This window comes from Streptomyces sp. NBC_01439 (genome assembly GCF_036227605.1).
Classification (GTDB): domain Bacteria; phylum Actinomycetota; class Actinomycetes; order Streptomycetales; family Streptomycetaceae; genus Streptomyces.
Genome location: NZ_CP109487.1, coordinates 7,263,141 through 7,288,579, shown reverse-complemented (window position 1 = coordinate 7,288,579; position 25,439 = coordinate 7,263,141). Strand labels below are relative to the sequence as shown.

Below are 25,439 nucleotides of genomic sequence, written 5' to 3'. Positions count from 1 at the left end.
AGGTGAATCAGGAGGATCAGAACTGCAGGGACTTGGTCTGGAGGTACTCCGCCAGGCCGTGCGCGCCCAGCTCACGGCCGACACCTGACTGCTTGTATCCGCCGAAGGGCGCGAGCACGTTGAAGCGGCCGCCGTTGATGTCCACCTGCCCGGTGTCCATCCGGCGCGCGAAGGCCACGGCCGTCGCGTCGTCGGCGGCCCAGACGGCGCCGCCCAGACCGTAGACAGTGCCGTTGGCGATGGTCAGGGCCTCCTCCTCGTCCTCGTAGCGGAGGATCGACAGCACCGGGCCGAAGATCTCCTCCTGGGCGATGGCCATGTCGGGCGTGACGTCGGCGAACACCGTCGGCGCCACGAAGTACCCCTGCTCCAGCGGCGCGTCGGGCCCGCCGGCGACGAGGCGCGCGCCTTCCTCCAGGCCCTTGGTGATGAAGCCGCGGACGCGCTCGTGCTGCTTGGCGTTGACGACGGGGCCCACGCGGACACCGGCCTCGCGGGGGTCGCCGATGGGATAGTCGGCGACGGTGGCGGCCGCGAGCGAGACGGCCTCCTCGTAGTGGTCCCGGTGGACGAGCATCCGGGTCAGCGCGTTGCAGCTCTGGCCGCTGTTGTTCATGACGTGCCCGACGCCTGCCGCGACGGCCTTGACCAGGTCGGCTCCGGGCAGGATGACATTGGCCGATTTGCCACCCAGTTCGAGCGCGACCCGCTTGACAGCGGCGCCGGCCGTGGCGCCGATCTGCTTGCCGACCGCGGTCGAGCCGGTGAAGGAGACGAGGTCGACTCCCTCGTGCGCGGCCAGGGCCTGGCCGGCGACCGGACCGGTTCCGGTCACCAGGTTGAAGACTCCGGCCGGGATGCCCGCCTCGTGCACGGCTTCGGCGAAGAGCTGTGCGGTCAGCGGGGTGTCCTCGGCCGGCTTGAGGACGAGGGTGCAGCCGGCGGCGAGAGCGGGCGCCACCTTTGCAACGACCTGGTGCAGCGGATAGTTCCAGGGCGTGATGGCCGCGACCACCCCGATGGGCTCCAGCAGCACGGTGGAGTTCCCGACCCGCTCCTCGAAGGCGTAGGAGGAGGCGAGTTCGGCGTAGGAGGTGGCCACGGCGATCGGGGCTCCGACGTGGATCGCCTTCGAGAAGCCGAGCGGGGACCCGAGCTCGGCGGTGATGGTCTCGGTCAGCTCGCCCGTGCGGGCCGACAGTGCGTCGCGGAGCGCGCCGATCAAGGCGGCCCGCTCGGCCGGAGCCGTGGCCGCCCAGCCGGGCAGGGCCGTACGGGCCGCGCGTACGGCCGCGTCCACGTCCTCTGCGGTACCGGCCGGGACCTGGGCGATGACCTGGCCGTCGGCCGGGTTCACGACCTCGATCAGATCGCGGCCGGCGGCGGGCCGCCACGCGCCGTCGATGTACATCCCGTCGTGGGCCTTCATGGCATTCCTCCCGAGCACGCACGAGCGCGTAGATCCGACCTCGCGAACACCCTACAAACTAGCGTCGGTAGTTTTTGCCGGCCAGAGGGTGCCGGATTTCAAATGATGCCGAAAAGCATCCCTGCCGCGAGGACCACGAGTGAGGTCAGGGCCGCCCATTTCACGGTGAACCGGGTGTGGTCACCGAACTCGACCTTGGCCATGCCTACGAGGACGTAGACGGCCGGAACCAGCGGGCTCGACATGTGCAGGGCCTGGCCGACGAGGGAGGCGCGGGCGATCTCCAGCGGGGAAACCCCGTGGGCGGCTCCGGCCTCGGCCAGGACGGGCAGGACGCCGAAGTAGAAGCCGTCGTTGGACATGAAGTAGGTGAGCGGCAGGCTGAGCAGGCCGGTGACGAGCGCCATGTGCGGGCCCATGCCCTCGGGGATGGCACCGACGAGCCAGTCGGCCATGTGCTTGACCATGCCGGTGCCGGTGAGGACCCCGGTGAAGACGGCGGCGGCGAAGACCATGCCGGCGACGTTCAGGACGTTGTCGGCGTGGGCGGCGATCCGGGCCTTCTGGTCGGGCATGTGCGGGAAGTTGACGGTGAGGGCGAGGGCGGCGCCGAGCAGGAACAGCACCGGGATGGGCAGCAGCTCCATGATCATCGCGGTGAGGAGGGCCACGGTGAGGCCGGCGTTGAACCAGTAGAGACGGGGCCGCAGAGTGGGACGGTCCGGGTCCAGCCCCTGGAAACCGTCCTCGGGCGCGGGGAGCGAAACGTTCCCGACCGGGGCGGCGTCGGCCGCACCTGCGTCGGAAGCGGCGGAAGCGGCGGAGGCCGCGGATCCGGCGGAAGCCGTGGACCCGGTGGAAGCCGTGGACCCGGTGGAAGCCACACGTCCGACGGAAGCAGTGGATCCGGCTGAGCCCTCGACGGGCGCGGACGTCACGGCGAGGTCCGCGACGACCGCGGCGGCCGTGCCTGGGCCGGCCGTAACCAGCTCCGCCGCGGCGGCCTCCGGACCCGCCTGGCCGGGCAGCACCAGCGTGCCGACCCGGCGGCGTTCCTTCACGCCGAGGACGTACGCCAGTACGAACACGAACAACAGGCCCACCGCGAGCGCCGGGATCATCGGGACGAAGATGTCGGCGGCGTCGAGCTTGAGGGCGGTGGCGGCGCGCGCGGTCGGACCGCCCCAGGGCAGGGTGTTCATGACGCCGTTGGCCGTGGCCGCGACGCCCGTCATCACCACGAGGCTCAGGCCGAGCCGCTTGTAGAGGGGGTACATGGCTGAGACGGTGATCATGAAGGTGGTCGAGCCGTCGCCGTCGAGCGAGACGATCGCGGCGAGGACGGCGGTGCCGACCACCACCCGCATCGGGTCCGCCTTGCAGAAGCGCAGGATGCCGCGGACGATCGGGTCGAAGAGGCCGACATCGATCATCACGCCGAAGTAGACGATGGCGAACATCAGCATGGCGGCGGTCGGGGCGAGCTTGCCGACGCCGTCGATGACGTAGTCGCCGAGGTGCGTGCCCTTCCCTGCGAACACGCAGAAGAGTGCGGGGATGAGGACGAGCGCCGCGATGGGCGACATTTTCTTCATCATGATCAGGACCAGGAACGTCGCGATCATGGCGAAGCCGAGGAAGGTCAGCATGGGGGGAAGGTAGGTGCCGCCTCCTCGCGTCAACAAGACGTCCACGCGTGAGCAATACGAGCAAAACCCCAGCTCAGGGCAGTGGCGTGAGTTCTACGGGGAAGCCGTTGAGCACCGCGGTGCCGGACAGCCGGTCCATGCGGGTGCCGTCGAGCAGCTGGTTGACGTTCGCCCCGGGCGCCTCGGCGGCCACCGATAGCCGCGCGCCGGCCCGGTCGTGTCCCCAGCCGTGCGGAAGGCTCACCACACCGCTGCGGATGGCGTCGGTGACCTCGACGGGCACCTCCAGGCTCCCACCGTCGGCGGTGATCTTGGCGTGCCCTCCGTCGACGAGGCCGAGCCGGTCCGCGTCCTGCGGATGGACCTGAAGGGTGCAGCGGTTGGAACCTCCGGTGAGGGCCGGAACGTTGTGCAACCAGCTGTTGTTGGACCGCAGATGGCGGCGGCCCACGAGCACCAGGGCGGCGGGGCGGTCGGTGAGCGCCGCGCGCAGCCCGGGGAGCTCGGCCGCGATCGGGTCCGGGAGCAACTCGATCCTGCCGCTGCGGGTCTTCAGCACGCCCTGGAGCCGGGGCCGTAGCGGACCGAGGTCGATGCCGTGCGGCGCCTGCCGCAGATCTTCGAGCGTCAGGTCGTACGGGCCGGTGCGCAGCATCAGGTCGAGGCGTCGCTCGGGGCCGGTACGGCCGGTCAGTAGGCGGGCCAACTCCTGCGGGTCGCCGCCGTGGAGCGGTGAGTGGGGATCGTTGACGGCCCGGGCCAGGCTGTCGGCAATGACGCGCTCGTCCACCGCCCCCGGCGGCGTTCCGTGCAGGCCGGAAACCGCGAGGATCAGGCGCGCGTGGATCTCACACTCGTCCATGCGTCCGTCCGCCAGCGGGAGGGCGGCGGGCGAGTAGCGCGCCTGGTTGCGCACGGCGAACCCGTTGAACGCGAAGTCGAAGTGCGCGCTCTGTGAGGGCGGCGGCGGTGGCAGGACGACGTGGGCATGGCGTGAGGTCTCGTTCAGGTAGGGGTCGACCGAGACCATGAAGTCCAGCCCGGCCAGCGCCCGGTCCAGCCGATCGCCGTCGGGTGCGGACAGGACCGGGTTGGCGGCGATGGCCAGCAGGACCCGGATCCGCCCGTCACCCGGGGTCTCGATCTCCTCCGCGAGGGCAGCCATCGGCAGCTCGCCCTTGACCTCGGGGTGGCCGGCGACCCGACTCGACCAGCGGCCGAGGGCGAACCCCTTGCCCGGGCCCGCGGGGCGGCCCGCGGAGGCCGTCGCGGAGAGCGGGAAGAAGGCTCCGCCCGGCCGGTCGAGGTTGCCGGTGAGGATGTTCAGTACGTCGACCAGCCAGCTCGCCAGCGTGCCGAACTCGACGGTGCAGCTACCGATCCTGGCGTAGACGGCGGCGGTGGGTGCGGCTGCCAGCTCGCGGGCGAGGGTGCGGATCTCGGCAGCGGTGAGGTCGCATGCGGGTGCGACGGCCTCGGGGGTGAAACTCCCGAGCGCGGCGCCGAGTTCCCCGATGCCGTCGCATTGTTCTTCCAGCGCTCCGGGGTCGGCGAGCTCCTCCTCGATCAGGGTGTGCGCGAGGGCGGCGAGCAGGAGCGCGTCACTGCCGGGGCGCGGCGCGAGGTGACGGTCGGCGAGCGCGGCGGTGCGCGTACGGCGCGGGTCGACGACGACCAGGGTGCCGCCGCGGGCGCGCAGGGCCTTGAGTCGGCCCGGGAAGTCGGGGGCGGTGCACAGGGAGCCGTTGGACTCGACCGGGTTCGCGCCCAGGAGCAGCAGGAAGTCGGTCCGGTCGAGGTCGGGGACCGGAATGGCGAAGGGGTCGCCGAAGAGCAGCCCGCTGGACACGTGCTTGGGCATCTGGTCGAGGGTGCTGGCGGTGAAGAGGTTGCGGGTGCCGAGGCTCTTGAGCAGCAGGGGCGGATAGAGGGCGCCGGCCATGGTGTGGACGTTCGGGTTGCCGAGGACGACCCCGACCGACTGGGCCCCGTACTCCCGTACCAGGGCGGGGACGGCGGCCGCTACGGCCTCGAAGGCCTCCTCCCAGGTGACCTCCCGCAAACGGCCGTCGCGGCGGACGAGGGGGCCCCGCAGCCGGTCGGGGTCGGAATCGAGCGCTCCGAACGCAGCCCCCTTGGGGCAGATGTAGCCGCGGCTGAAGACGTCCTCGCGGTCACCGCGGGCTCGGGTGACCGCGCCGTCCGCGAGGGTGAGGGTGAGGCCGCAGGTGGCTTCGCACAGGGGGCAGATGCGCAGGGCGGTGCGTGACATGGGCCCTCCAGGGGCGGCGGTCTGCGGCACGGGCACGGGCACACGGAACACATCGAGCATACCGACCGGTACGCACGGACGGGAGGGGTGTGTGGCACGAGTGGGTACGGGTGACGACCAGCACCGCCCTCGACCCGCACCACCCTCGACCCGGCAGCGGCAGCGGCAGCGAGCCGGGACCGGCGCCGGACCCGGAAGGGGTCAGTCCAGCACGCCGGCCAGGTACGCGTGCATCATCGCGCGGGTCTCGGCGACGATGCCGGGGTCCCCGGCCGGGTCGGCCCGGAAGGCGAGCTGTATCAGCGCGTCGGTGGCCTCGACCGCGACGAGGACGGCCCGCTCCAGGGCGGCGTCGGGGGTCAGGACGAGATGCGCGGAGAGCAGTTCCGTCAGCCGGGCGGCGACCTGGTGGTTGGGATCCGCCTCCGGCCCCTCGGCCGGAGGGGCGGGAACGCCGAAGTCGACGAGCGCGAAGCCGGGGACGCTGCGCTTCATGGCCAGGTACTCGTCCAGCACCGCGTCCACGACGGGCCGCCAGTGGGTGGCCGGGAGTTCGGCGAGCCGGTCCGCGATGCCGTCGACGTAGCGGTCCAGGTTGCGGTGGGCGAGGGCGATGGCCATGGCCCGCTTGTTCCCGAAGAAGCGGTAGACGGAACCGATCGGCACACCGGCACGCTGGGCCACGGCACGGGTGCTGAGGTTCTCGTACCCGGTCTCGTCCAGCAGCTCGGCGCAGGCGTCGAGGATCCGGGCGAGCCGGTCGGCGCTGCGCTGCTGGATCGGCGCTCGGCGCAGGGAGTGGACGGGGGGCACGGGGTCCATCATGCCGCTCCTCGCTTCTCGGTTCTTCGGGGGTCTCAGTTCAGCAGAAGACTGAGCCCTCCGACGGTGTAAGTGATCATCAGCACCAGCAGCGGTAGCTGTCCGGCCACCGCCTTCGCCGGCGGGAAGAGCCGCACGGACCGGTCGTGGGCCGCGACGACACCGAGGACGTGACCGGTGACGACGGCGATGACCTGGAGGGCGGCGAGGCCGCCCGGGCCCAGGGGTGGCACGGGTTCGGGGGCGTTGTCAGTGCCGAGTGCCATGCTTACTGTGCGTGGTCCTTCGACTACCAGGAGGGAGAAGTAGTGGGCGATGAGATAGCCGAGCGCGATCGGTACGAGTGAGTGCGCGAAGGCGGTCAGCGGGCCGGGGTGCGGGCCGCTGACGAGGCGGGTGGCGGCGGCGCAAAGGCAGTAGAGGCCGGCGACGAGGGCGATGGAACCGAGCAGTCCGAGTGTGGCCGTGGGGATGCGGCCGAGGGGGGAGGTCTGTATTGCGTTGATCCACGAGGGGTTGTCGGAGAAGCCGTCGTAGGCGGTGGAGCCGAGGAGGACGCAGACAGTGGCGACGAGTCCGGGCCGCTCGGGTGTCGCGTCGAGTCCGTGGAAGGGGTTACGGAGCACGAGGCGGCCGTCGCTGCGACGGCCGAGGGGGGCGAGCCGCGCCAAGAGGGCGGAGTACGCCTCGAAGGCATCGCCCTCGTCGAACCAGCGCTCGCCGAAGCGGGCGGCGAGCAGGAGGTGGGCGGTGGCGTAGGCCGTGATGGCGATGAGGAGGGTGGTGGTTGATGCGGGATCAGGAGCGACGAGTTCGAGCCAGGTGAAGCCGAACAGGCCGGCAGCGGCCGGCCACTGGCCGAGCCGGGAGGGGAGGGGGCGGCCTGCGCCGCGGCGGGGCAGGAAGCGGGAGAGCAGGCGGTGCAGGGTGCGGAGCGGGTTGAGCAGGCGCCAGACGGGGCCGAGGAGGAGGGAGGCGGGTACGAGTCCGACCCAGAGGAGGACGTAGACGGCGCCGGGAGCGGGGTTGCGCGCGGAATCGTCGGGCCCGAGGAGGAGGTGGAGCAGGACGGCCGCCGCGACGGCGAGTCCTAGTCCGTGCAGGGCGGTCCGGACGGCGGGCGCGTCCGCCACCCTCTGGAGGGCGGCGGGTAGGGCGAGGCCCGAGCGCGCTCCGCGGAAGCGGGAGGTGGACCAGAGCAGGCCGAGTGCGAGGAAGGAGACGAACAGCGCGGCGAAAGCGCCGGCGAAGGCGTAGAAGGGAGAGATCGGCAGATCGTGCTGGGACCCGATCCCGTGCGCGAGCGAGGTGAACGGATCGGCCGGGTGAAGGACCACGCCCTGGCCGTGGCTCCCCTCGGTGGCGCCCGGGGCGAGATCCGGCCCGAGCGGGCTCACCATCTCCCCGCCCGGAGCGCGGTCCCGTCGGCGACACGGCCCGTCCGCCCGGACTCCGGCCCGGGTGCGGACGGCCGGGACCGGGCGCCGAGCCGGAACGCGAACGGACCGCCGAACCACGCAGGCCTGGGCACCACTCCGGGGCCGTGCGCGGACATGAGGCCCGATGCGCGCACGGGGCCGGGTGCCGGCACAGGGCCCTGTGCCGGCTGGGCCGGGTGCGCAGGCGTCGGCCCGAGCTCAGGTCGGGGTGCGGGGCTGGGTTGGGGGCTCGGTTCGGGGCGGGGTGGGGTCATCGGACGAGGAGTTGGGTGAGGACGAGGCTGGACTCGTGGGTCTCGACCTCGAAGAGGCCCGTGCGGTCGGCCGTCAGGATCAGGGTGGCCTCCTGGCCTGCCGGCAGGGCGAGTTCCTTGTCGTAGCCGTGGACGTGCAGGGTGTCCGCGCGGTCGCTCGTGACGCGCAGGGCCACGCGCTCTCCGCGCCGTAGCTCAGTGCGGGCGGGAGCTGGGCTGACCTTGCCGTCCCGGACCGTGATGGTGACCGTGCGGTCGGCCTGCTCCGGCGCCGGGGTCTGGCCCGGCGGCGGAGTGTCCCCGTGGCTGTGTCCGCCCGGCTGGCCCGGGGCGGTGGCGGTCAGCTGGGCCGTGCCCTCGACCGGCTTGCCCGAGACCGCCCAGGCGGTGTGGTCGTCCGCGTAGAGGCGGACGGTCAGGGTGTGGGTGCCCTCAGGGACCTGCGCCGCGGGCAGGTGGAACCAGGGGCCGTACAGCCGGGCCAGCTTGCGCCCGTCGAGCTCCAGGTGGGCGTGGCCCGCGCCCGGGAGGGCGGCGCCGCCGGTGCTGTCGGGGGTGAAGCGGTATTTCTTCACTGCCAGTTGGAGGTTCCAGCCATCCTCCGAGTCCGGGCGGACGGTCAGCTGGACCTCCGGCGCGCCCTGGGCCGGGACCTCGCGGAGCCGGTGACCGGTGGCGTCGGTGGTCGTCAGCAGGGTGCCCACGCCTCCGGATGCCTGCTCGTGGCTGGTGCCGGGTTTGTGGTGGGTGGTGGCCCGCCCGCCGCAGCCCGTCGCCGCGCCGCCCGCAAGGAGCAGGGCGAGGGCGAGCATGGCCGCGGTTCGGGCGGTTCGGGCGAGCCTGCGGGCCGCGCGGGGCGGCGTGCCGCAGGCGTCGCACCGGTGGTCGTCGTCGGGCCGGTCGGTCACGGCTGGCCTCCTGTGGTCGGGGCGGCCTGGGCGGGGGTCACGGCGCGGGGTCCGGGGTCGTCGGGGCCGCCGGGGGCTCGGTGGCGGCCGCCCTCAGCGCCGGGGCGGGGCCGGCGGGGACCGGGGCGCGGTCGCCCGCGGGGTCGCCGCCCGGGCCGGACGGGCGGGCCGGGGTGCCCGGGCGGGCCGAGGCCACCACCGCCCACAGGACCCAGATCACGGCGACCAGGGCCCGTACCCAGGCGGGGCTCAGGGGGGTCCAGGGGATCATCAGGACGGCCTTGTCGAAGGCGTCCAGCAGGGTGAGCCCGGCCAGCAGCAGGGTCAGGCGGGCCAGCCAGGGGCGGGTGGGGCGCAGGACCAGGCCGGCGCCCGTCCACCACAGGCCGAGCAGGAGGAGGGCGAGCGCCGGGACGAAGGTGGCGGTCAGGGACATGGTGGAGCCCGCCACGTCCAGGACCAGACCCGCCAGCCCGGCCAGCGTGGCGGCCGTGCCCAGGCGGGAGCCGCGCAGGCGGCGCCACCACAGGACGCCGCCGACGAGCAGCAGCACCGCGGCCACGGCCAGCGCGAGCTGGGTCTCCACCCGCTCGAGTCCGCGCGCGCCGTACCAGTCGCAGCCGGACGGGAGTTTGCGCGCCTGGACGTTGTAGTCCGCGCAAACGAGGAGTTGGGCCAGCTTGACCGGCTCGCCGACCAGGCGGGCGGACGCCCCCGAGACCTCGCCCCGGCGGTCACCGCACTGCGGGACCGTGCCGGGGGTGGAGCCGTCGGGTCCGTCCTGCCAGCAGTTGGCGCGCCCCTGGCCGTCCCACCACACGTCCATGCCGTTGGGGCGCGCGGCGCCGGACTTGTCCTTGCCCATGACGTTCCCGGCGTACCGGTTGTGGTGGGAGGTGTCGGTCTGCTTCGACCACGCCTCCTCGCCGCGGATGAAGGCGGGGACCGCGCTGAGGAAGAAGCCTGCACGCTGGTGCCCGTACACCCAGTTGTTCTCGTAGAGGTTCCAGTTGCCGCCCGCGGTGATGATGCCGGTGCCCGGCGGCATGGAGATCTGAGGGCAGACGACGCCGCGCTCGTAGCCGCGCTCGATCGGCGGTTTGGCGCAGGTGCCGTCGGCGACGTACCCGTAGTAGTCCTGGTTGTTGTCGTGGATCAGGTTCCGCTCGAACTTGGCGTGGTTCTGCGGGAGTCCGGGGTGGCCGGGAAAGGCGCTGTCCATCGAGGCGCCGCCCATGTTCTGGTCGAACTCGTTGTCGTGCACCCACACCGAGTCGCCCGCGGTGCCGGAGTAGCCGACCATGTTGTGGTGGCTGCGGCAGCCGGTGATCTCGATGGAGTACCGGGGGACCTCGTAGCCGCGGCCGTCGTTGATGTTCGAGGCGCTGCCCGGGTAGATGCCGGAGTCGCCGTTCCCGTACGACTCGCAGTTCTTGTAGAGCCCGTGGTCGCTGGCGAAGGTCAGGAAACCGTACTCGTCGTTCCAGCGGGTCAGCACGTCGTCGATGACGAAGCCGTCGCCCGCGAGCACGTAGAGCGAGTTGAAGGTGGTGCGCTGGGCGGTGAAGTTGCGGAAGTAGATCCCGTTGGACTTGTCCGCACGAATGGCGTTCAGCTTCTGGTACTTGGCGTCGACGACCACGTCGAGCCGTGACGCCCCCGTGCCCTCGATCTGCAGGCTCGTCTTGCCGAGGATGGCGACGAGGTTCTGGTTGTGACGGCACTGCACCTGCTGCTCGTAGGACAGGATCTGGTACCCGAGCGAGGACTGGGGGGCCTTGAGCGCGGCGCACTCCCCCGTCGGTGCGGGGAGCGAGGGCTCCTCCTCGTACAGGCCGGGGAGGATCGCGATGTTCATGCCGGGCCGGTCGACGGCGTCGACGGCCTCCTGCAGGTGTCGGTAGCCGCTCTTCTCGCACCGCTCGTACAGGGCGAGGTTGCGCTGCTTGAGCTCGTCGGGGAAGGCGGATATCCGGCGCTCGAAGGCGGGCCGGTCGGTTTTGCAGACGATCAGGTCGGGCTCAGCGGCGCGGTACTCGGGTACCGATCCGGAGCCGTCCGGGAGGGTGACCGGGCGCTCCTCGTGTGCGCTGGCGGCGGGTGCCGCGACGAGGAGGGACAGGAGGGCGAGAAGGGCGGCGAGGAGCGCCGCCGGCACGGCAGGGAACCTGCGGGTCCACGACATGCGCGTGAGAGTAGAGCAATGTTCATCTTTTGGGATCCCCTTCGACCGAATCCGTGTTCCCGTCCGCCGATTTCGACCGCCGATTTCGACCGCCGGTGCCGACCGGCGGTGCCGACCGCCGGTGCCGACCGGCGGTGCCGACCGCCGGTGCCGACCGGCGGTGCCGACCGCCGGTGCCGACCGGCGGTGCCGACCGGCGGTGCCGACCGGCGGTGCCGGTCGCCTCACCCGATCACCGCACCCGCCCCGCCCCGCCCCCCATCCGCACCCCCCACCCCCACCCTCACCCGCAGCCCCTCCCCCATTCCCACCCTTTCCCGCCGATCTCTGCGCCGGGCACGGATCCGCCGTTGACGTGCGGGCCGCGGAATCCTACTGTCAGCCATAGGATTCCTTCGACGGAGCGGGAGAGCAGCACATGAGCGAGCAAGCCAGGAAGACGGCAGAGGCACTGGAGTACCTCACCGGCTTCGGCAACGAGCACAGCTCGGAGGCCGTCCCCGGTGCACTGCCGATCGGCCGGAACTCGCCCCAGCGCGCCCCCCTCGGCCTCTACGCCGAACAGCTCAGCGGCAGCGCCTTCACCGAGCCCCGCACCCACAACCGCCGCTCCTGGCTCTACCGGATCCGCCCCTCGGCCGCGCACCCGCCCTTCACCCGGATCGACAACGGGGCCCTGCGTTCGGCGCCCTTCACCGAGTCCGTGGCGGACCCGAACCGGCTCCGCTGGAACCCGCTGCCCGAGCCGGCCCCCGGCACCGACTTCCTCTCCGGCCTGTGGACCCTCGGCGGCAACGGCGACGCCGCCCAGCGCGCCGGCATGGCCATCCACCTCTACGCCGCCAACGCCGACATGACCGACCGGGTGTTCAGCGACTCCGACGGCGAACTGCTCATCGTCCCCGAGCGCGGCGGGCTGCTCCTGCGCACCGAGTTGGGCCTGCTCGCCGCCCGCCCGGGCGACATGGCCCTGATCCCCCGCGGCGTCCGCTTCCGCGTCGAGCTGCTCGACGCCGACGCCCGCGGCTACATCTGCGAGAACTACGGCCAGCCCTTCGAGCTGCCGAACCTGGGCCCGATCGGCGCCAACGGCCTCGCCGCCGCACGGGACTTCCAGGCCCCCGTCGCCGCGTACGAGGACATCGAGCGTCCGACCGAGGTGATCAACAAGTTCTGCGGCAACCTCTGGTCCGCCACCTACGACCACTCCCCCCTCGACGTGGTCGCCTGGCACGGCAGCCACGTCCCGTACGTGTACGACATGCGCCGCTTCAACGTCCTGGGCTCGATCAGCTACGACCACCCCGATCCGTCGATCTTCACCGTCCTGACCTCGCCCTCCGACACCCCGGGACTGGCGGGTGTGGACTTCGTGGTCTTCGCCCCGCGCTGGCTGGTCGGCGAGGACACCTTCCGTCCGCCCTACTTCCACCGCAACGTGATGAGCGAGTACATGGGCCTCATCGAGGGGGCCTACGACGCCAAGGCCGAAGGCTTCGTCCCCGGCGGCGGCTCGCTCCACAACATGATGTCCGCGCACGGACCCGACCACGAGACCTTCGAGCGGGCGAGTGCGGCCGAGCTGAAGCCGCAGAAGATCGACGACGGCCTGGCCTTCATGTTCGAGACCCGCTGGCCGATCACCGCCACCGCGCAGGCGGCCGGCGCCGATCACCTCCAGCGCGGCTACGACGACGTGTGGCAGGGTCTGCAGCGCCACTTCCGCGCCTGACCTGCACTGCATACGCTGCATGCGCCGTACCCTGCATGCGCCGCACCTCCCCCCTGTCCAGCCTTCGGAGAACCACCCGTGACCGCCTTCGCCCCCGACTCTCTGGTACTGAACCGGAAGCTGCCGCTCTGGTACCAGGTGTCACAGTCACTGCGCGCCTCGATACTGGGGCGCACCCCGGACGCCTCGCTGCGCCTGCCCACCGAGGAGCAGCTGGCCGGGCACTACGGGGTGAGCGTGCTGACCATGCGGCAGGCGCTCAAGGAGCTGGAGGGCGAGGGGCTGATCAGCCGGCACCGGCGGCGCGGCACCTTCATCGAGCCGGGCGCGCTGCGCAGCACCCCGGTCCGGCTCCTGGGCTCGGTCGACGCGATCGTGGCCCAGCAGTCGGGCGACCGCACGACGATCCTCGGGCACGGCCGCACGGCCGTGTCCGGGGAGCTGCTGGAGCACTTCCCGGACACGGCCGAGGTGATCACCTACCGCCGCCTGCGCCACGACCGGGAGAGCGGTGAGCCGACCAACTGGGCCGAGAACGCCGTCCTCCCGGAATTCGCCGAGACGGTGGATCTCGCCGATCTCGAACGCTGGCCGATGACGAAGGTCCTGCGGGACATCGTGGGGGTACGGATCAGCCGGATCACGGACACGGTGGAGGCCCGGCTGGCCGACCCGGAGACGGCCGAGCTGCTCCAGGTGCCGCTGCTGAGCCCGATCCTGCACTACACGGGCGTCACCTACGACGAGGACGGCCGGGTGGTGGACGTGGCCCGGATCCGCTACCGGGGCGACCGGTTCTCCTTCACCGTGACGGTCGACGCGCACTGACGGCGCCCGGGCGCTCCACCAGCGACGCACCGACGTCCCCCGATGGCCCCCCTCACGGCCCCCGACGCCCTTCTGGCGCCGCGCCGTGACTACTTCTCGTCGTCCTCCCTGGTGCGTTCGCCCTCCGCCTGGGACGGTGTGGTCCGCATCGTCTGGGGGTGCCGCTGCTTGCGCTGGGTCTCGTCCATGTCCTCGTCGAGGCGCTCGCCCTCGGCCTGTGACGGGGTCGTGTATTCGTCGTACTGACTCATGACCGCCTCCCCGGTCGATACCGCACATATGTGTACATAAGGAGCCTAGCTCTTCGGCCTGGACGCAGCCCGGCCATCGGATCCCGTCGCTACCATCGGCAGCGTGAGCGAAGACGTACCGCTGCTCGATGATCTGATGCCCTGGTCCGTGGGCGGCCTGCGCCTGGGACGGGACTGGGTGGCCGCACCCGATCCGGCAGCCCTGCGCACCCGCTGGGCCGCCCTGACCGGCTCCGAAGGCGCCGAGCAGGAGCGGCTGTTCCGTCCGAGCCGCAGCCGCAGGCCCGGCGCCGGGGCGGCCGCCCTGCCGGGGCAGCGCTCGGCGGCCACGGCCCGTTTCGCCGACGCCCCGGGCCCCTGCCCCGACCCCGTACGGGTGCTCCGCGAGCCCTTCGACGAGCAGTGGCTGCTGCCCGACCAGCGACTCATCGACGCGGCCCGCCCCGAGCTCTGGCGGGTGCGGGACGAGCACCAGCTGTTCCTCGCCCTGACCCCGGATCCGCTGGTCACCGCACACCTCCCGATCGGCCGCCTCGGCCGGATCCGCCCCCTGCACCGGCGCCCCGGCGGCGCCGAGCCGAACCTCGCCCCCGGTCTGCTGGCCCTGCTCGGCGCGCGCCACGGCTGCCGCGTCTCCCCCGAGGACGTCCTGGGCTGGATCCTCGCGGCGGGCCGCCCGGGCCCGCGCGGGTACGAGGTCCCGCTCGCCGCCGATCCCGAGCGCTGGCGGGCCGGACTGGAGCTGGGGCACCGACTACTGGGCGTGCAGTTGCGCGGCGCGCGCGGCGGAGAGCCGCCCCGGCTGCCCGGCGGGCGCCGCCCGTACGTCCGCTCGGCGGTCGCGGGCTGGCCGCGCGAGCTCGCGTACGACGCCGAGAACGAGACGCTGAGCCTCGGGAGCGGGACGGTCTCCCCCGTGCCGGCCGGGGCCTGGGAGTACGAGGCGCAGGGCGTGCAGGTGCTCCCGGCCTGGTTCGCCGCCCGCACCGCACACCGGGGCGAAGGCGCCGACGGCCTGGCCGCGCTGGGGCCGGCCGAGTGGCCGCAGAGCTGGACCTCGGAGCTGCTGGCCCTGGTGACCACGCTGGCGCTGCTGGCCGAACTGGCCCCCGAGCGGGCCGCGTTCGAGGCAGGTCCGGGGCTGTCGGTGGACGCGCTGCGCACGGCCGGGGTGCTGCCGCCGCCGACCTGGGCCCGGCACCCGGCTTCGGTACTGGACCACCAGGAGGAAGGCCCGGGCGGGCAGTTCGCCCTCCTCTGAGCCGGGTCGGCCGGACGTCGGACCTACGCCCCCCAGGCCCCCAGCAGCCGGGACACCGTGCGGCCGAAGACCTCGTCCATGTCCAGCCCGGCACCCGGGACCGGGCCACCACCACCGAGGGCCGCCGCCAACCTCGGGTACTCCCCGGTGGCCAGCCGGGAGCCGAGCCAGGCCGTCCGCACTCGCTGCTCCTCCGCCTCGCCCCAGGGCAGCGACCGGGCCCGTTCGGCCAGCGCCAGCTCACTGGCCACGTACGTCGCGACGGTCCCGTTGACGGCGGCGACGAGCTCCAGCTTCTCGCCGTCCGGCACGTCGAGCGGAGCCAGGCAGTCCAGGCTGTACTCCAGGTAGCGCAGGGCGTTCGGGCCGAAGCCGTAGACCGGGCTCAGCAGGCGCGGCAGCCAGGGATGGCGGTGCATCAGCGCGCGCGTCCCGCGGGCCAGCGCGAGCAGGTCGGCCCGCCAGTCACCGGTCGGCCGGGGGAACTCGTACTCCCCGCTGACCGCGTCGACCATCAGCTCGTACAGGTCCTCCTTGCGCGGCACGTAGTTGTAGAGGGACATCGTCCCCGCGCCGATCCCGGCCGCCACGCGCCGCATGGAGACGGCTTCGATCCCCTCCTCGTCGGCGATCCGCACCGCCTCGGACGCGATGGACTCGCGGCTGTGCGCGGGCCTGGGGCCGCGGCCGGCCCGCTGGGGGCGGGACCAGATCACTTCGGGTTCAGCGGGTCGCCCGCCGGCTGTCATGGCTCAGATCACCTCGTCGTCTCCCCACCATCTTAGTTACGTACATCGTACGTAGTGAGGTACGGTGGCGCACATGACAACTACGTACGCTGTACTTAGTGAGGGTCTGGAGAAGAGCTACGGGGAGGTCCACGCCCTGCGCGGCCTCGATCTCGCCGTCCCCGAGGGCACGGTCTGCGGCCTCCTCGGCCCCAACGGCGCGGGCAAGACCACCGCCGTCCGGGTCCTCACCACGCTCACCGCACCCACCGGCGGCCGCGCCCTCGTCGCCGGCCACGACGTCACCCGGGATCCCGCGGCCGTCCGCCGCGCCATCGGCGTCACCGGCCAGTACGCCTCCGTCGACGGGGACCTGACCGGCCGTGAGAACCTCCGGCTCTTCGCCCGGCTGGCCGGGCTGCGCGGCCGCGCGGGCCGGGCCCGCGCGGACGAGCTGCTGGAGCGCTTCGGACTCGGCGAGGCCGCGGACCGGGTGACCACCACCTGGTCCGGCGGCATGAAGCGGCGCCTCGACCTGGCCGCCGGGCTCGTCACCCGCCCCCGGGTGCTGTTCCTCGACGAGCCCACCACCGGCCTGGACCCAGCGGCCCGCGAGCAGATCTGGACGGCGGTGCGGGAACTCGTCGGGGAGGGCTCCGGGGGCACCACGGTGCTGCTCACCACCCAGTACCTGGAGGAAGCCGACCGGCTGGCCGGCGAGATCGTGGTCGTCGACCGCGGCCGGGTCGCCGCCACCGGCACCCCGGCCCGGTTGAAGGCCCGGATCGGCGCGCGCGCCGAGGTCACGGTCGCGGAGCGCGGGGCGCTCGCCCGCGCCGCCGCCGTACTCGACCGGCTCACCGGCGGTCGGCCCGCGCTCGACGAGGAGCGGCTGACCGTCGGCGTCACCGTCCTCGACGACGCCCTCACCCTGCCGCGGATCATCCGGGAACTCGACACCTCCGGGGTTCCGGTCACGGACGCGGCCCTGCGCCCGCCCACCCTCGACGAGGTGTTCCTGCGCCTCACCCGGGCCCGGTCCCTCGACGCCGCCGAAGAAGCCGACACCCCAGCCGACGTCCCCAACGCCGGCGCCAGCGCCGATCAGGAGCACGCCGCATGAGCACCCTGCTGTCCGACGGCGGAGCCGTCCTCACCCGCCAGCTCCAAAAGGCCCGGCACGCCCCGGCGCTGCTGATCCTCACCCAGACCATGCCGATCACCATGCTGCTGTTCTTCGGCTACGTCTTCGGCAGCGCGCTCGCCATGCCGGGCGCGGAGTACCGGGAGTTCCTGGTCCCCGGGCTACTGGCCGCCACCGCCGCGAACGGCCTGATGACCGGCATGTTCACGGCCGCGCAGGACGCCCACCGCGGGGTGATGGACCGTTTCCGGACCCTGCCGATGAGCCGCACCGCCGTACCGCTCGGGCAAACGGCCGCCGATCTGCTGACCACCGGCGTGTCGATGGTGCCGCTGATGCTGGTGGGGCTGGCGATGGGCTGGCGCATCGAGAACGGCCTGCCCGGTGCATTGGGGGCCCTGGGCGTGCTGCTGCTGTTCCGCTTCGCCACGGCATGGGTGGGCACGTACCTCGGCCTGCTGAGCAGCAGCGAGGAGGCGGCCGGCCAGCTCGGCAGCGCCACCTTCGTCCTGCCGATGCTCTCCAGCGCGTACCTGCCGACCGCGGGGCTGCCCGGGTGGCTGCGCGCGGTCGCCGAGTGGAACCCGATCAGCGCCGTCGCCACCGCCGTACGGGCACTGTGCGGGAACGCCGGGGGCGGGGCCGCGGCGGGCGCCGCCTGGCCCGCGGCCCATCCCGTGGCCGGGGCGCTGCTGTGGTCGGGGCTGTTGCTCGCGCTGTTCGTGCCGCTGGCGACCGGCAGGTTCGCGCGCGGCCGGTGACCGCCCGCGCAGCGGCCGCCTCATGTGACCAATGGCGCGCATCGCCGCCGGTGTGGTGACAGCGGCCCGTCCGACCGGGTAGGCAGGGCGCATGGCTACCGAACCGCTCCCCCTGGACGGCATCACCGTCGTCGCCGTCGAACAGGCCATCTCGGCCCCCTTCGCCACCCGTCAGCTCGCCGACCTGGGCGCCAGGGTGATCAAGGTCGAGCGCCCCGACGGCGGCGACTTCGCGCGTGCCTACGACACGGCCGCGCACGGCCTCGCCTCGCACTTCGTGTGGGCCAACCGGGGCAAGGAGTCGATCGCCCTCGACCTGAAGGACCCGCGCGGCCGCGAGGTCCTGCACGGCCTGCTGGCCGACGCGGACGTCTTCGTGCAGAACCTCGCGCAGGGGGCCGCGGCCCGCCTCGGGCTCGACTCGGCCGCGCTGTGCGCGCGTTACCCCCGGCTGGTCGCCGTGGACGTCTCCGGCTACGGCCCCGAGGGCCCGTACGCCCACAAGCGCGCCTACGACATGCTCGTCCAGTGCGAGGCGGGCCTGGTCTCGGTGACCGGCACTCCGGAGCAACCCGTCAAGGCGGGCATCCCGGCGGCGGACATCGCGGCGGCCATGTACGCCTTCTCGGGGGTCCTGGCCGCCCTGCTGCGCCGTGGGGTCACCGGGCGCGGGGGCAGGGTGGAGGTGTCCATGCTGGACGCGCTCGCCGAGTGGATGGGCCACCCGCTGCACCACACGATGCACGGCGGGGAGCAGCCCGTGCGCACCGGCCTCGCGCACGCGGTGATCGCACCCTACGACGCCTACGCGACGGCCGACGGGGACCGGGTGCTGCTATCGGTGCAGAACGACCGCGAGTGGCGGCGGCTGGCCGAACAGGTATTGGAGCGACCCGAGTTGGCAGAAGATCCGGCATACGCGACGAACGCGGCGCGCACCGCGAACCGGGAGAAGACCGACGCGGTGGTGGCAGAGGCGCTGGGCAGGCTCCGTGCGGACGGGGCGATCGAGCGGCTGGAGGCGGCGGGCATCGCGTGCGCGCGACTGAACTCGGTGGCCCAGTTGGCCGGGCATCCGCAACTCGCGGCCCGGGACCGCTGGCAGGAGGTGGATTCACCGGTCGGTCCGCTGCGGGCCCTGCTGCCGCCGATCGGACTGCCGGGCGGCGCGGCACCGCACATGGGTGCGGTGCCCGCGCTGGGCGAGCACACCGAGCCCCTGCTGCGCGCCCTGGGGATGGCGGACGCACAGATCTCGGACCTGCGCCGGGACGGTGTGATCGGGTAGAGCCGGGGAGCCGGCGGCCCGGGGGCCGACGGCTGCGGTACGGGGAAGGTTACGAGCGGCGGCTGCCGAAGAGCGTGCGACGCAGACGGCGCAGCGGCGCGAAGAGCGAGACGCGCGCACTCCGGCTCCGCAGACGGTGCGTGTGGTCGCGGGAGGTGAGCTCGCGCATCAGCAGCGTCGCCTCGGCCGCCTCCCGGTGCGGGATGGCGGGACCGCCCAGCACGGCGAGGTGGCGGTCGAGGCGCGAACTGGTCGCACTACTGCCGCAGGTGATGGCAGGCACGCGTGGCGGCCTGCTGCGCATTGCTATCTGTTCCATGATCTCTCCCCACCCGTACGAGGGCACCCGGCCCGGGCAGGTTAACCCTATCGCCCCCGCATCGCCCCCGGGTATCCCGGTGGTGTGAATTACCCCTGCGGCGACGGGGAGTTGACGATTACTCAACGGAGTCGCCGATTACTCTCCGCACAGACGTCACGCTGAGAAAGGCCTCTGCACGAGTCCCGTCACGACAGGGGTCACACGGCTCGCACTGCGCTAACTTGGAGTGATCGCCCGATGACACGCGGGCGCACGGGAGCACACTCGGGGGCGCACGTGAGTGACCAATCGAACTCCGATCGTGTCATCGCGGGCCGCTACCGGCTGCTCGAACCGATCGGCCGGGGTGGGATGGGCGTCGTGTGGCGGGCCCGGGACGAGGTGCTGGCCCGCGAGGTCGCCGTCAAGGAGGTACGGGCGCCGGCCGGGCTGGAACCCGCCGAACTGGAGCGACTGTACCGGCGGTTGGAGCGGGAGGCCTGGGCCGCGGCCCGGGTCTCGCACCGCGGGGTCGTCACCGTCTACGACGTGGCGTCCGAGGGCGGGCGCCCCTGGATCGTGATGGAGCTGGTGCGCGGGCTCTCGCTGGCGGACGTACTGGAGGCCGAGGGGCCGATGGCCCCTCAGCGGGCCGCGCACATCGGCGAACAGGTGCTCGCCGCGCTGCGCTCCGCGCACGACTCGGGGGTGTTGCACCGGGACGTGAAGCCGGGCAACGTCCTGATCGCCAACGACGGCCGGGTGGTGCTGGGCGACTTCGGGATCGCGACCCTGGAGGGCTCCTCGGCGATCACCATGACGGGCGAAGTGGTCGGCTCCCCCGAATTCTTGGCCCCGGAGCGGGCGATGGGGCGCGATCCGGGACCCGCGTCGGACCTGTGGGCGCTCGGGATCATGCTCTATGCCGCTGTCGAGGGCGTCTCGCCCTTCCGGCGGGCCACCGCGCTGGACACGCTACGGGCCGTGGTGGACGCGGAGTTGCCGCCGCCGCGCCGGGCCGGGGCGCTGGAGCCCGTGCTGGAGGGGCTGCTGCGCAAGGACCCGGCCGAGCGGCTACCCGCGGCGGAGGCGGCCCGGATGCTGCGCGTGGTGGGCGCGGGCGGGACCGTACGGGCCCCCGGCAGGCCGGCGTCGGGGCCGGACGGGCGGGCAACGACGGCGGCGCACCACGGGCAGGGGGCACACGAACCGCACGGGGCTCCGTACGGATCACGGCCCGGGTCACCGCACGGGTCACCGCACGCGGAGCCGTACGGGACGCCGCCGCCCTTGCCCGCGTCCGGTCCGGGAGCGCGCGAGGGCCGCGCCGGGCTGGTGCTGACGATCGGGATCGTGCTGATGCTGCTGGCCCTCGTCGCGGTGGGGTGGCTGCTGCTCAAGGACCGCGAGGACACGGGTGGGAAGGGCGGCGGGAACGGCGGCGCCCCGACCGGCTCGGCCACCACCACCGCCCAGAGCGTCACCACGACCCCCTCGGCGGTTCCCCCGGCGTCGGCGTCGGTGTCCGCCCCGGCCACGCCGGGGCAACACGTCTCGGTGTACGTGGACACGGTGCGCTCCTCCTACTCGGGCAGCTGCCCGCCGCCCGCCGAGCACGCACCCGCCTTCACGGCCACCGTCGAGGTGGAGCGCACCCCGGTCGTGCTGGAGTACCGCTGGGCCACGCGGAGCGGGCGGACGTCCGGCCCCGACTGGCGCTCCGTCACGTACGAGGAGGGCGGGCCGAAGAGCCGGCGACTGGAGCACACGGAGCTCACGCACGAACCGGACGGGGTCTTCGCGGACGCGGTCCGACTGGAGGTGCGGGGAGCGGCCGAGGTGGCCACCCAGTGGGTGGCCACCTCGGTGACGTGCCGGAAGGAGACCCCGACGAGCGGGGCCCCCTCCCCCGGACCGAGTCCGTCACCGGCCTCGCCGACGGCGAGCGCCCGGGCGACTCCGGCGGCTCCGGCGACTCCCGAGACCGGCGAACCGGACCGGGCCGATCAGGCGGCGTTCGTGAGGACCGGCAGGTAGCCGCCGGACTGTCCGGCCGCGGTCGGGTGGTACGACTCGCCGATGTTCAGCCAGTTGACGCTGTGCAGCCACGCGCTGTTGGAGCAGATCTCGTGACCCGTGAAGGTGCCGACGACCGAGGCGTAGGTGAAGCCGTGGTTCGCGGCTCGCTTGGCGATGGCGGCGTTGAGGTGGTCGGCGGCTCCGTTGATGGCGGCCCGCTCGCCCTCGGTCAGGCCGGTGGTGCAGGTGCCGTTCAGCTTGTAGAAGCGGGGGTAGCCGAGGACGACGACGTGCGCGCCGGGCGAGCGGCTGTCGATGGCGTTGTAGACCTGGTCGAGCTGGCCCGGGAGGGTGGAGTCCACATAGGCCTTGGCCTGGTTCACGCGGCTGATGCAGGTGGATTCGGACTGGAGGACGCAGGTGGTCATGACGTCGGAGAAGCCGGCGTCGTTGCCGCCGATGGTGATGCTGACCAGGTCGGTGCCGGAGTTGAGCGGGGTGAGCTGGCTCGCGAGGACATCACCCGTACGAGCGCCCGAGCAGGCGGTGAAGGAGAAGGTCTGGGGGGAATGGGCGGCGGCCCACAGGGCCGGGTAGGCGCGGTTGGTGCGCTTGCAGTTGCCGCTCGCGCCGTCGTAGTTGCCGGCGCCGACGCCGGAGGAGTACGAGTCGCCGAGGGCGACGTAGCCGAAGTCGGCCCGGGCGGTGGCGGCCGCCTGGCCCGCGCCGAACAGGGTGGCGCCCGCGGCGAGTAAGAGGGAGGAGGTCAGGGCAGCGAAGCGCGACAGGTTCATGCTCATGTGTGCGGCTCCTTGTGGGGGTTACTCCTGAGTCCGTGGTACAAGCAGCCGAGAATGGCCGGAAGTGTCCATGCCAAGAATGTTCGGGGCAGAGTTGCGACCCGAACCTTCACTCCGATGGCGTTTGAAGAGGGAACTTGGGCACCCGATCCGGCGAAACACGGGTGCACGGGGCCACCGCGTGCCGGATCATGGGCGCCATGTCAGCCAACCCGCAGGACGCGCTGCCGATCCGGCTCAACGTCGACGACAGCGACTCGCCGTCGGACGTCGTCGATGCGCTCTTCCTCGGCCGGTTCGCGTCCGGCGAGCAGCCGTACTCGCACAGCGTGTCGATCGAGCGGGTCAAGGCGGAGGCCACGCTCCTGCCGCCGGGGGCCACGGTGTTGCGCTCGGCGCGCGACAGCGACCGCAGCGCCACCCTCGCCGAGGGCGAGGGCTGGACCGTGCTCGTCTCGCGCTGGAGCCGGGGCGCGGACGTCACCGTGACGGCGGTCAGCGACGAACTCGCCGCCGGCGTGCTCGGCCGGGCCACGGAAGGCGTGCAGGACGAGCCCGAACCCCAGCCCGAGAACGTCACGATGGGCTTCTGGTACGTCTCCCCGCGCCGCGGCCCGTACCGGACGACCCGCCAGATCGCGGCCGGCACCTGGGCGGAGGTGCGGCCCAACTACACCGCGCCGGTGGCCGGGGCGATGGACCGGCTGATGAAGGTGACCCCGGACGACATCGCGGGCCGGCTGCTGTTGCTGCACGGGCCGCCCGGCACGGGCAAGACCTCCGCGCTGCGCACGCTGGCCCGGTCCTGGCGCGACTGGTGCCAGGTGGACTGCGTCCTGGACCCGGAGCGGCTGTTCAACGACGTGGGCTACCTGATGGACATCGCGATCGGCGAGGACGAGGGCACGGCGAAGGGCCGCTGGCGGCTGCTGCTGCTGGAGGACTGCGACGAACTGATCCGGGGCGAGGCCCGCCACACGGCCGGGCAGGCGCTGTCCCGGCTGCTGAACCTGACGGACGGACTGCTGGGACAGGGCCGCAACGTCCTGGTGGGGGTCACCACCAACGAGGACCTGGAGCGGCTCCACCCGGCGGTGGTCCGCCCGGGGCGCTGCCTGGCCCGCATCGAGGTCGGCCGGCTGACCCATCGGGAGGCGGTGGACTGGCTGGGCACGGACGATGGCGTCTCCCGCGAGGGCGCCAGCCTGGCGGAGCTGTTCGCCCTGCGCCGCGGCACGGGCCCGGCGGCGATCCTGCCGCCACAGCCGCACGCCCCGGAGGCCGGGTTGTACCTCTAGCCTCCGGCGGTGCGCGCCCTTGCCACCTGCGACGGGGACAAGATCCAGCCCCGCCGGCGTTTGAGGCGCGGGGGTCCCGGGGGGGCGGAGCCCCCGGCAGCCGGCCCGCGGGCCGGTCACTTCACGGCGTACCTGGCCCGGAGGGCATCAGCAACCGCGTCCAGGGCCTCGGCCTGGGTCAGGCCGAGCCGGCGGACGCGGTCCGCGTACAGCTGGGCCGCCGCGGCCGCCTCGCGGGACACCGCGTCCCCGGCGGCCGCGATGAAGGTCCCGTTCCGGCCCCGCGTCTCGATCACCGCATCCGCCTCCAGCGCCCGGTACGCCTTCGCAACCGTGTTGGCAGCCAGCCCCAGCTCCTCTGCGAGGCCCCGTACCGTCGGCAGTTTGAAGCCCGCCGGGAGCTTCCCCGACCGGGCCCGGTCGGCGATCTGCGCGCGCAGTTGTTCGTACGGGGCGGCCGACCCGGCCGAGCCGTCGATGGTGATCTTCAGGTTTGTCGAGGTCACGCGGGTGATTGTCCCTCATCGGCGGTTAATTGGGAGGCGCCCGTCGCGAAGGCGCACGTAGCGTCTGCCCCATGACCGTATCGATCCGTGATCTCCGCCCCGGCGATCCCTCGGACGCGGGCTCCGTCGCGCGCGTACGTCGCGCCGCCCTGCCGTTCATGATCATCACCGCTGAGAGCGTGGCCTTCGAGCTCTCCTCCGCCCACCCGGCGAAACACCACCGGATCCTCGTCGCCGAGACCGCGGACGGCCGGGTGATCGGCGCCGCCCAGGTCGGCATCGCGTACGACAGCCCCGAGCCCGGCCAGTCGTACGTCAACGTCTATGTCGATCCCGCCCACCGCGGCCTCGGCGCCGGCGCCCTCCTGCTCCGCACCGCCGAGGAGCACCTCGCCGCGCGGGACGCGGTGGACGTGTTCGCCTGGGTGCTCGACGAGCCCGCCCCGCGCGCCTTCGCCGAGCGGCGCGGGTACCTCCCCAGCCGGTCGGCGCACTTCCTGCGCCTGGACCTGGCGGCGGCCACGCTGCCCGAGCTTCCGCGGGACCTTCCGGCCGGGGTCGAACTGCGCCCCGGCTCCGCCTTCGCGGCCGACCCGCGGCCACTGTTCGAGGCTGACGCCGAGACCACCTCCGACGAACCGAGCGATGTCGCGGTGGAGTTCGACGACTACGAGGACTGGCTCGCGCACACCTGGAACAGCCCGACCCTCGACAAGGAGTTGACCACCGTCGCCCTGGTCGACGGCGTCGTGGCCTCCTTCACCGCGGCGCAGACCGACGGCGCCACCCGCTACGCCTCGGCGATGACCGGCACCCTGCGCGCCTTCCGCGGCCGGGGGCTGGCCAAGCTCGCCAAGACGGCCTCCCTGCACCGGGCCCGCGCGGCCGGGTACACCGAGGCATTCACCGGCAACGACGCGGGCAACGACCCGATGCTCGCCATCAACGATTGGTTCGGCTACGAGATCTGCGCGACCGAGACGCGCTACACGAAGAAGCTGGAGACCCCGTGACCGCACAGCTGACCGTCGTCCTGACCAAGGCCGGACGGACCAAGATCCGCTACCCGGCGGCGCAGGTCGCCGACGACGGCGACCGGATCTCGGTGCGCGCCCCCTGGGCGGCGGAGGGCGTACGGGACTTCGGCTTCGTGCGCTTCGAGCCGGGCGACGTGTTCGTCGAGCACTTCTGGCGGACCCGCTGGTACGCGGTCAAGGAGGTGTGGACCGCTGGCGGTGACCTCAAGGGCTGGTACTGCGACGTCACGCGCCCGGCTCTGGTGCAGAGCGGGGAGATCCTCGTGGAGGACCTGGACCTCGACCTATGGGTCTCGGCGGACGGGAGCTCCGTGCTGCGGCTGGACGAGGACGAGTTCGCCGAGAGCGGGCTCGCCGAGAGCGACCCGGAGGCCGCGGCCCAGGCCGTACGGGCCCTCGACGCGCTGGACGACCAGGCCCGGTCCGCGGCCGGCCTTTCCGCGCTCCTCCCGTAGTCCGGTGAGGCGGGAGGCGGGGCGCGCGGCGGCCCTCCCGTGGGGAGCCGGGAGGGCGCCGGGCCCGGGATG

The 25,439-nt window shown here is 72.9% G+C and carries 22 protein-coding genes; 10 read left to right on the top strand and 12 right to left on the bottom strand.

What is annotated here, in order from left to right; genetic code table 11:
- Positions 1–16: 16 nt before the first annotated feature.
- From OG207_RS33150 to OG207_RS33120, 7 genes are all read right to left on the bottom strand, one after another.
- A complete protein-coding gene (locus tag OG207_RS33150; protein ID WP_329103642.1) occupies positions 17–1,429 on the bottom strand; it encodes an aldehyde dehydrogenase family protein in 1,413 nt (470 codons plus the stop codon).
- 98 nt (positions 1,430–1,527) lie between these two features.
- Positions 1,528–3,078, bottom strand: coding sequence for a CitMHS family transporter (locus OG207_RS33145; RefSeq protein ID WP_329103640.1), 1,551 nt, complete (start codon positions 3,076–3,078; stop codon positions 1,528–1,530).
- Between the two features lie 73 nt (positions 3,079–3,151).
- On the bottom strand, positions 3,152–5,350 hold the full coding sequence (locus tag OG207_RS33140; RefSeq protein WP_329103638.1) for a molybdopterin-dependent oxidoreductase: 2,199 nt from the start codon (positions 5,348–5,350) through the stop codon (positions 3,152–3,154).
- A 201-nt stretch (positions 5,351–5,551) separates the two neighbouring features.
- On the bottom strand, positions 5,552–6,172 hold the full coding sequence (locus OG207_RS33135) for a TetR/AcrR family transcriptional regulator (RefSeq protein ID WP_329108092.1): 621 nt from the start codon (positions 6,170–6,172) through the stop codon (positions 5,552–5,554).
- 35 nt (positions 6,173–6,207) lie between these two features.
- A complete protein-coding gene (locus OG207_RS33130) occupies positions 6,208–7,509 on the bottom strand; it encodes a hypothetical protein (protein WP_329108090.1) in 1,302 nt (433 codons plus the stop codon).
- 352 nt (positions 7,510–7,861) lie between these two features.
- A complete protein-coding gene (locus tag OG207_RS33125) occupies positions 7,862–8,677 on the bottom strand; it encodes a hypothetical protein (protein WP_329108089.1) in 816 nt (271 codons plus the stop codon).
- 133 nt (positions 8,678–8,810) lie between these two features.
- Positions 8,811–10,958 (bottom strand): right-handed parallel beta-helix repeat-containing protein, encoded by a 2,148-nt coding sequence (locus OG207_RS33120; RefSeq protein ID WP_329103637.1) that lies wholly within the window; start codon positions 10,956–10,958, stop codon positions 8,811–8,813.
- A gap of 418 nt (positions 10,959–11,376) precedes the next feature.
- On the opposite strand from OG207_RS33120, the gene hmgA reads away from it, so the two are divergent.
- Together hmgA and OG207_RS33110 are read left to right on the top strand one after the other, a co-directional pair.
- Positions 11,377–12,690, top strand: coding sequence for a homogentisate 1,2-dioxygenase (gene hmgA, locus OG207_RS33115; protein ID WP_329103634.1), 1,314 nt, complete (start codon positions 11,377–11,379; stop codon positions 12,688–12,690).
- Between the two features lie 78 nt (positions 12,691–12,768).
- The gene (locus OG207_RS33110; RefSeq protein WP_329103632.1) at positions 12,769–13,518 is read left to right on the top strand and encodes a GntR family transcriptional regulator; all 750 of its coding nucleotides are present in this window, start codon (positions 12,769–12,771) and stop codon (positions 13,516–13,518) included.
- 89 nt (positions 13,519–13,607) lie between these two features.
- Here OG207_RS33110 and OG207_RS33105 read toward each other — a convergent pair whose 3' ends face one another.
- Positions 13,608–13,769, bottom strand: a complete 162-nt coding sequence (locus tag OG207_RS33105; protein WP_329103630.1) for a hypothetical protein — start codon at positions 13,767–13,769, stop codon at positions 13,608–13,610.
- Positions 13,770–13,905: 136 nt separating this feature from the next.
- Here OG207_RS33105 and OG207_RS33100 point away from each other — a divergent pair, with 136 nt between their 5' ends.
- A complete protein-coding gene (locus OG207_RS33100) occupies positions 13,906–15,030 on the top strand; it encodes a type ISP restriction/modification enzyme (RefSeq protein WP_329108087.1) in 1,125 nt (374 codons plus the stop codon).
- Between the two features lie 23 nt (positions 15,031–15,053).
- Here OG207_RS33100 and OG207_RS33095 read toward each other — a convergent pair whose 3' ends face one another.
- The gene (locus OG207_RS33095; RefSeq protein ID WP_329103628.1) at positions 15,054–15,779 is read right to left on the bottom strand and encodes a TetR/AcrR family transcriptional regulator; all 726 of its coding nucleotides are present in this window, start codon (positions 15,777–15,779) and stop codon (positions 15,054–15,056) included.
- Between the two features lie 73 nt (positions 15,780–15,852).
- On the opposite strand from OG207_RS33095, the gene OG207_RS33090 reads away from it, so the two are divergent.
- From OG207_RS33090 to OG207_RS33080, 3 genes are all read left to right on the top strand, one after another.
- Positions 15,853–16,881 (top strand): ATP-binding cassette domain-containing protein, encoded by a 1,029-nt coding sequence (locus OG207_RS33090; RefSeq protein WP_329103625.1) that lies wholly within the window; start codon positions 15,853–15,855, stop codon positions 16,879–16,881.
- A complete protein-coding gene (locus tag OG207_RS33085; RefSeq protein ID WP_329103623.1) occupies positions 16,878–17,663 on the top strand; it encodes an ABC transporter permease in 786 nt (261 codons plus the stop codon). The genes OG207_RS33090 and OG207_RS33085 overlap by 4 nt, the downstream gene beginning before the upstream one ends.
- A 91-nt stretch (positions 17,664–17,754) precedes the next feature.
- Positions 17,755–18,951 (top strand): CaiB/BaiF CoA transferase family protein, encoded by a 1,197-nt coding sequence (locus OG207_RS33080; RefSeq protein WP_329103621.1) that lies wholly within the window; start codon positions 17,755–17,757, stop codon positions 18,949–18,951.
- A gap of 49 nt (positions 18,952–19,000) precedes the next feature.
- Here the strand turns inward: OG207_RS33080 and OG207_RS33075 are convergent, their stop codons facing one another.
- The gene (locus OG207_RS33075) at positions 19,001–19,270 is read right to left on the bottom strand and encodes a hypothetical protein (protein WP_329103619.1); all 270 of its coding nucleotides are present in this window, start codon (positions 19,268–19,270) and stop codon (positions 19,001–19,003) included.
- Positions 19,271–19,549: 279 nt separating this feature from the next.
- On the opposite strand from OG207_RS33075, the gene OG207_RS33070 reads away from it, so the two are divergent.
- Positions 19,550–21,289, top strand: a complete 1,740-nt coding sequence (locus OG207_RS33070) for a serine/threonine-protein kinase (RefSeq protein WP_329103618.1) — start codon at positions 19,550–19,552, stop codon at positions 21,287–21,289.
- On the opposite strand, the gene OG207_RS33065 is transcribed toward OG207_RS33070, so the two are convergent.
- Positions 21,259–22,065: an SGNH/GDSL hydrolase family protein gene (locus tag OG207_RS33065; protein WP_329108085.1), complete on the bottom strand. Its 807-nt coding sequence runs from the start codon at positions 22,063–22,065 to the stop codon at positions 21,259–21,261. The genes OG207_RS33070 and OG207_RS33065 overlap by 31 nt on opposite strands.
- A gap of 206 nt (positions 22,066–22,271) precedes the next feature.
- Here OG207_RS33065 and OG207_RS33060 point away from each other — a divergent pair, with 206 nt between their 5' ends.
- Entirely contained in the window at positions 22,272–23,369 is a 1,098-nt protein-coding gene (locus OG207_RS33060; protein ID WP_329103616.1) for a DUF5925 domain-containing protein, read from the top strand.
- Positions 23,370–23,485: 116 nt separating this feature from the next.
- Here the strand turns inward: OG207_RS33060 and OG207_RS33055 are convergent, their stop codons facing one another.
- A complete protein-coding gene (locus tag OG207_RS33055) occupies positions 23,486–23,875 on the bottom strand; it encodes a GntR family transcriptional regulator (protein WP_329103614.1) in 390 nt (129 codons plus the stop codon).
- Between the two features lie 71 nt (positions 23,876–23,946).
- Here OG207_RS33055 and OG207_RS33050 point away from each other — a divergent pair, with 71 nt between their 5' ends.
- Both OG207_RS33050 and OG207_RS33045 read left to right on the top strand, forming a co-directional pair.
- Positions 23,947–24,888: a GNAT family N-acetyltransferase gene (locus OG207_RS33050; protein ID WP_329103611.1), complete on the top strand. Its 942-nt coding sequence runs from the start codon at positions 23,947–23,949 to the stop codon at positions 24,886–24,888.
- Positions 24,885–25,367, top strand: coding sequence for a DUF402 domain-containing protein (locus OG207_RS33045; protein ID WP_329103609.1), 483 nt, complete (start codon positions 24,885–24,887; stop codon positions 25,365–25,367). Before OG207_RS33050 ends, OG207_RS33045 begins: the two co-directional genes overlap by 4 nt.
- Positions 25,368–25,439: the final 72 nt, after the last annotated feature.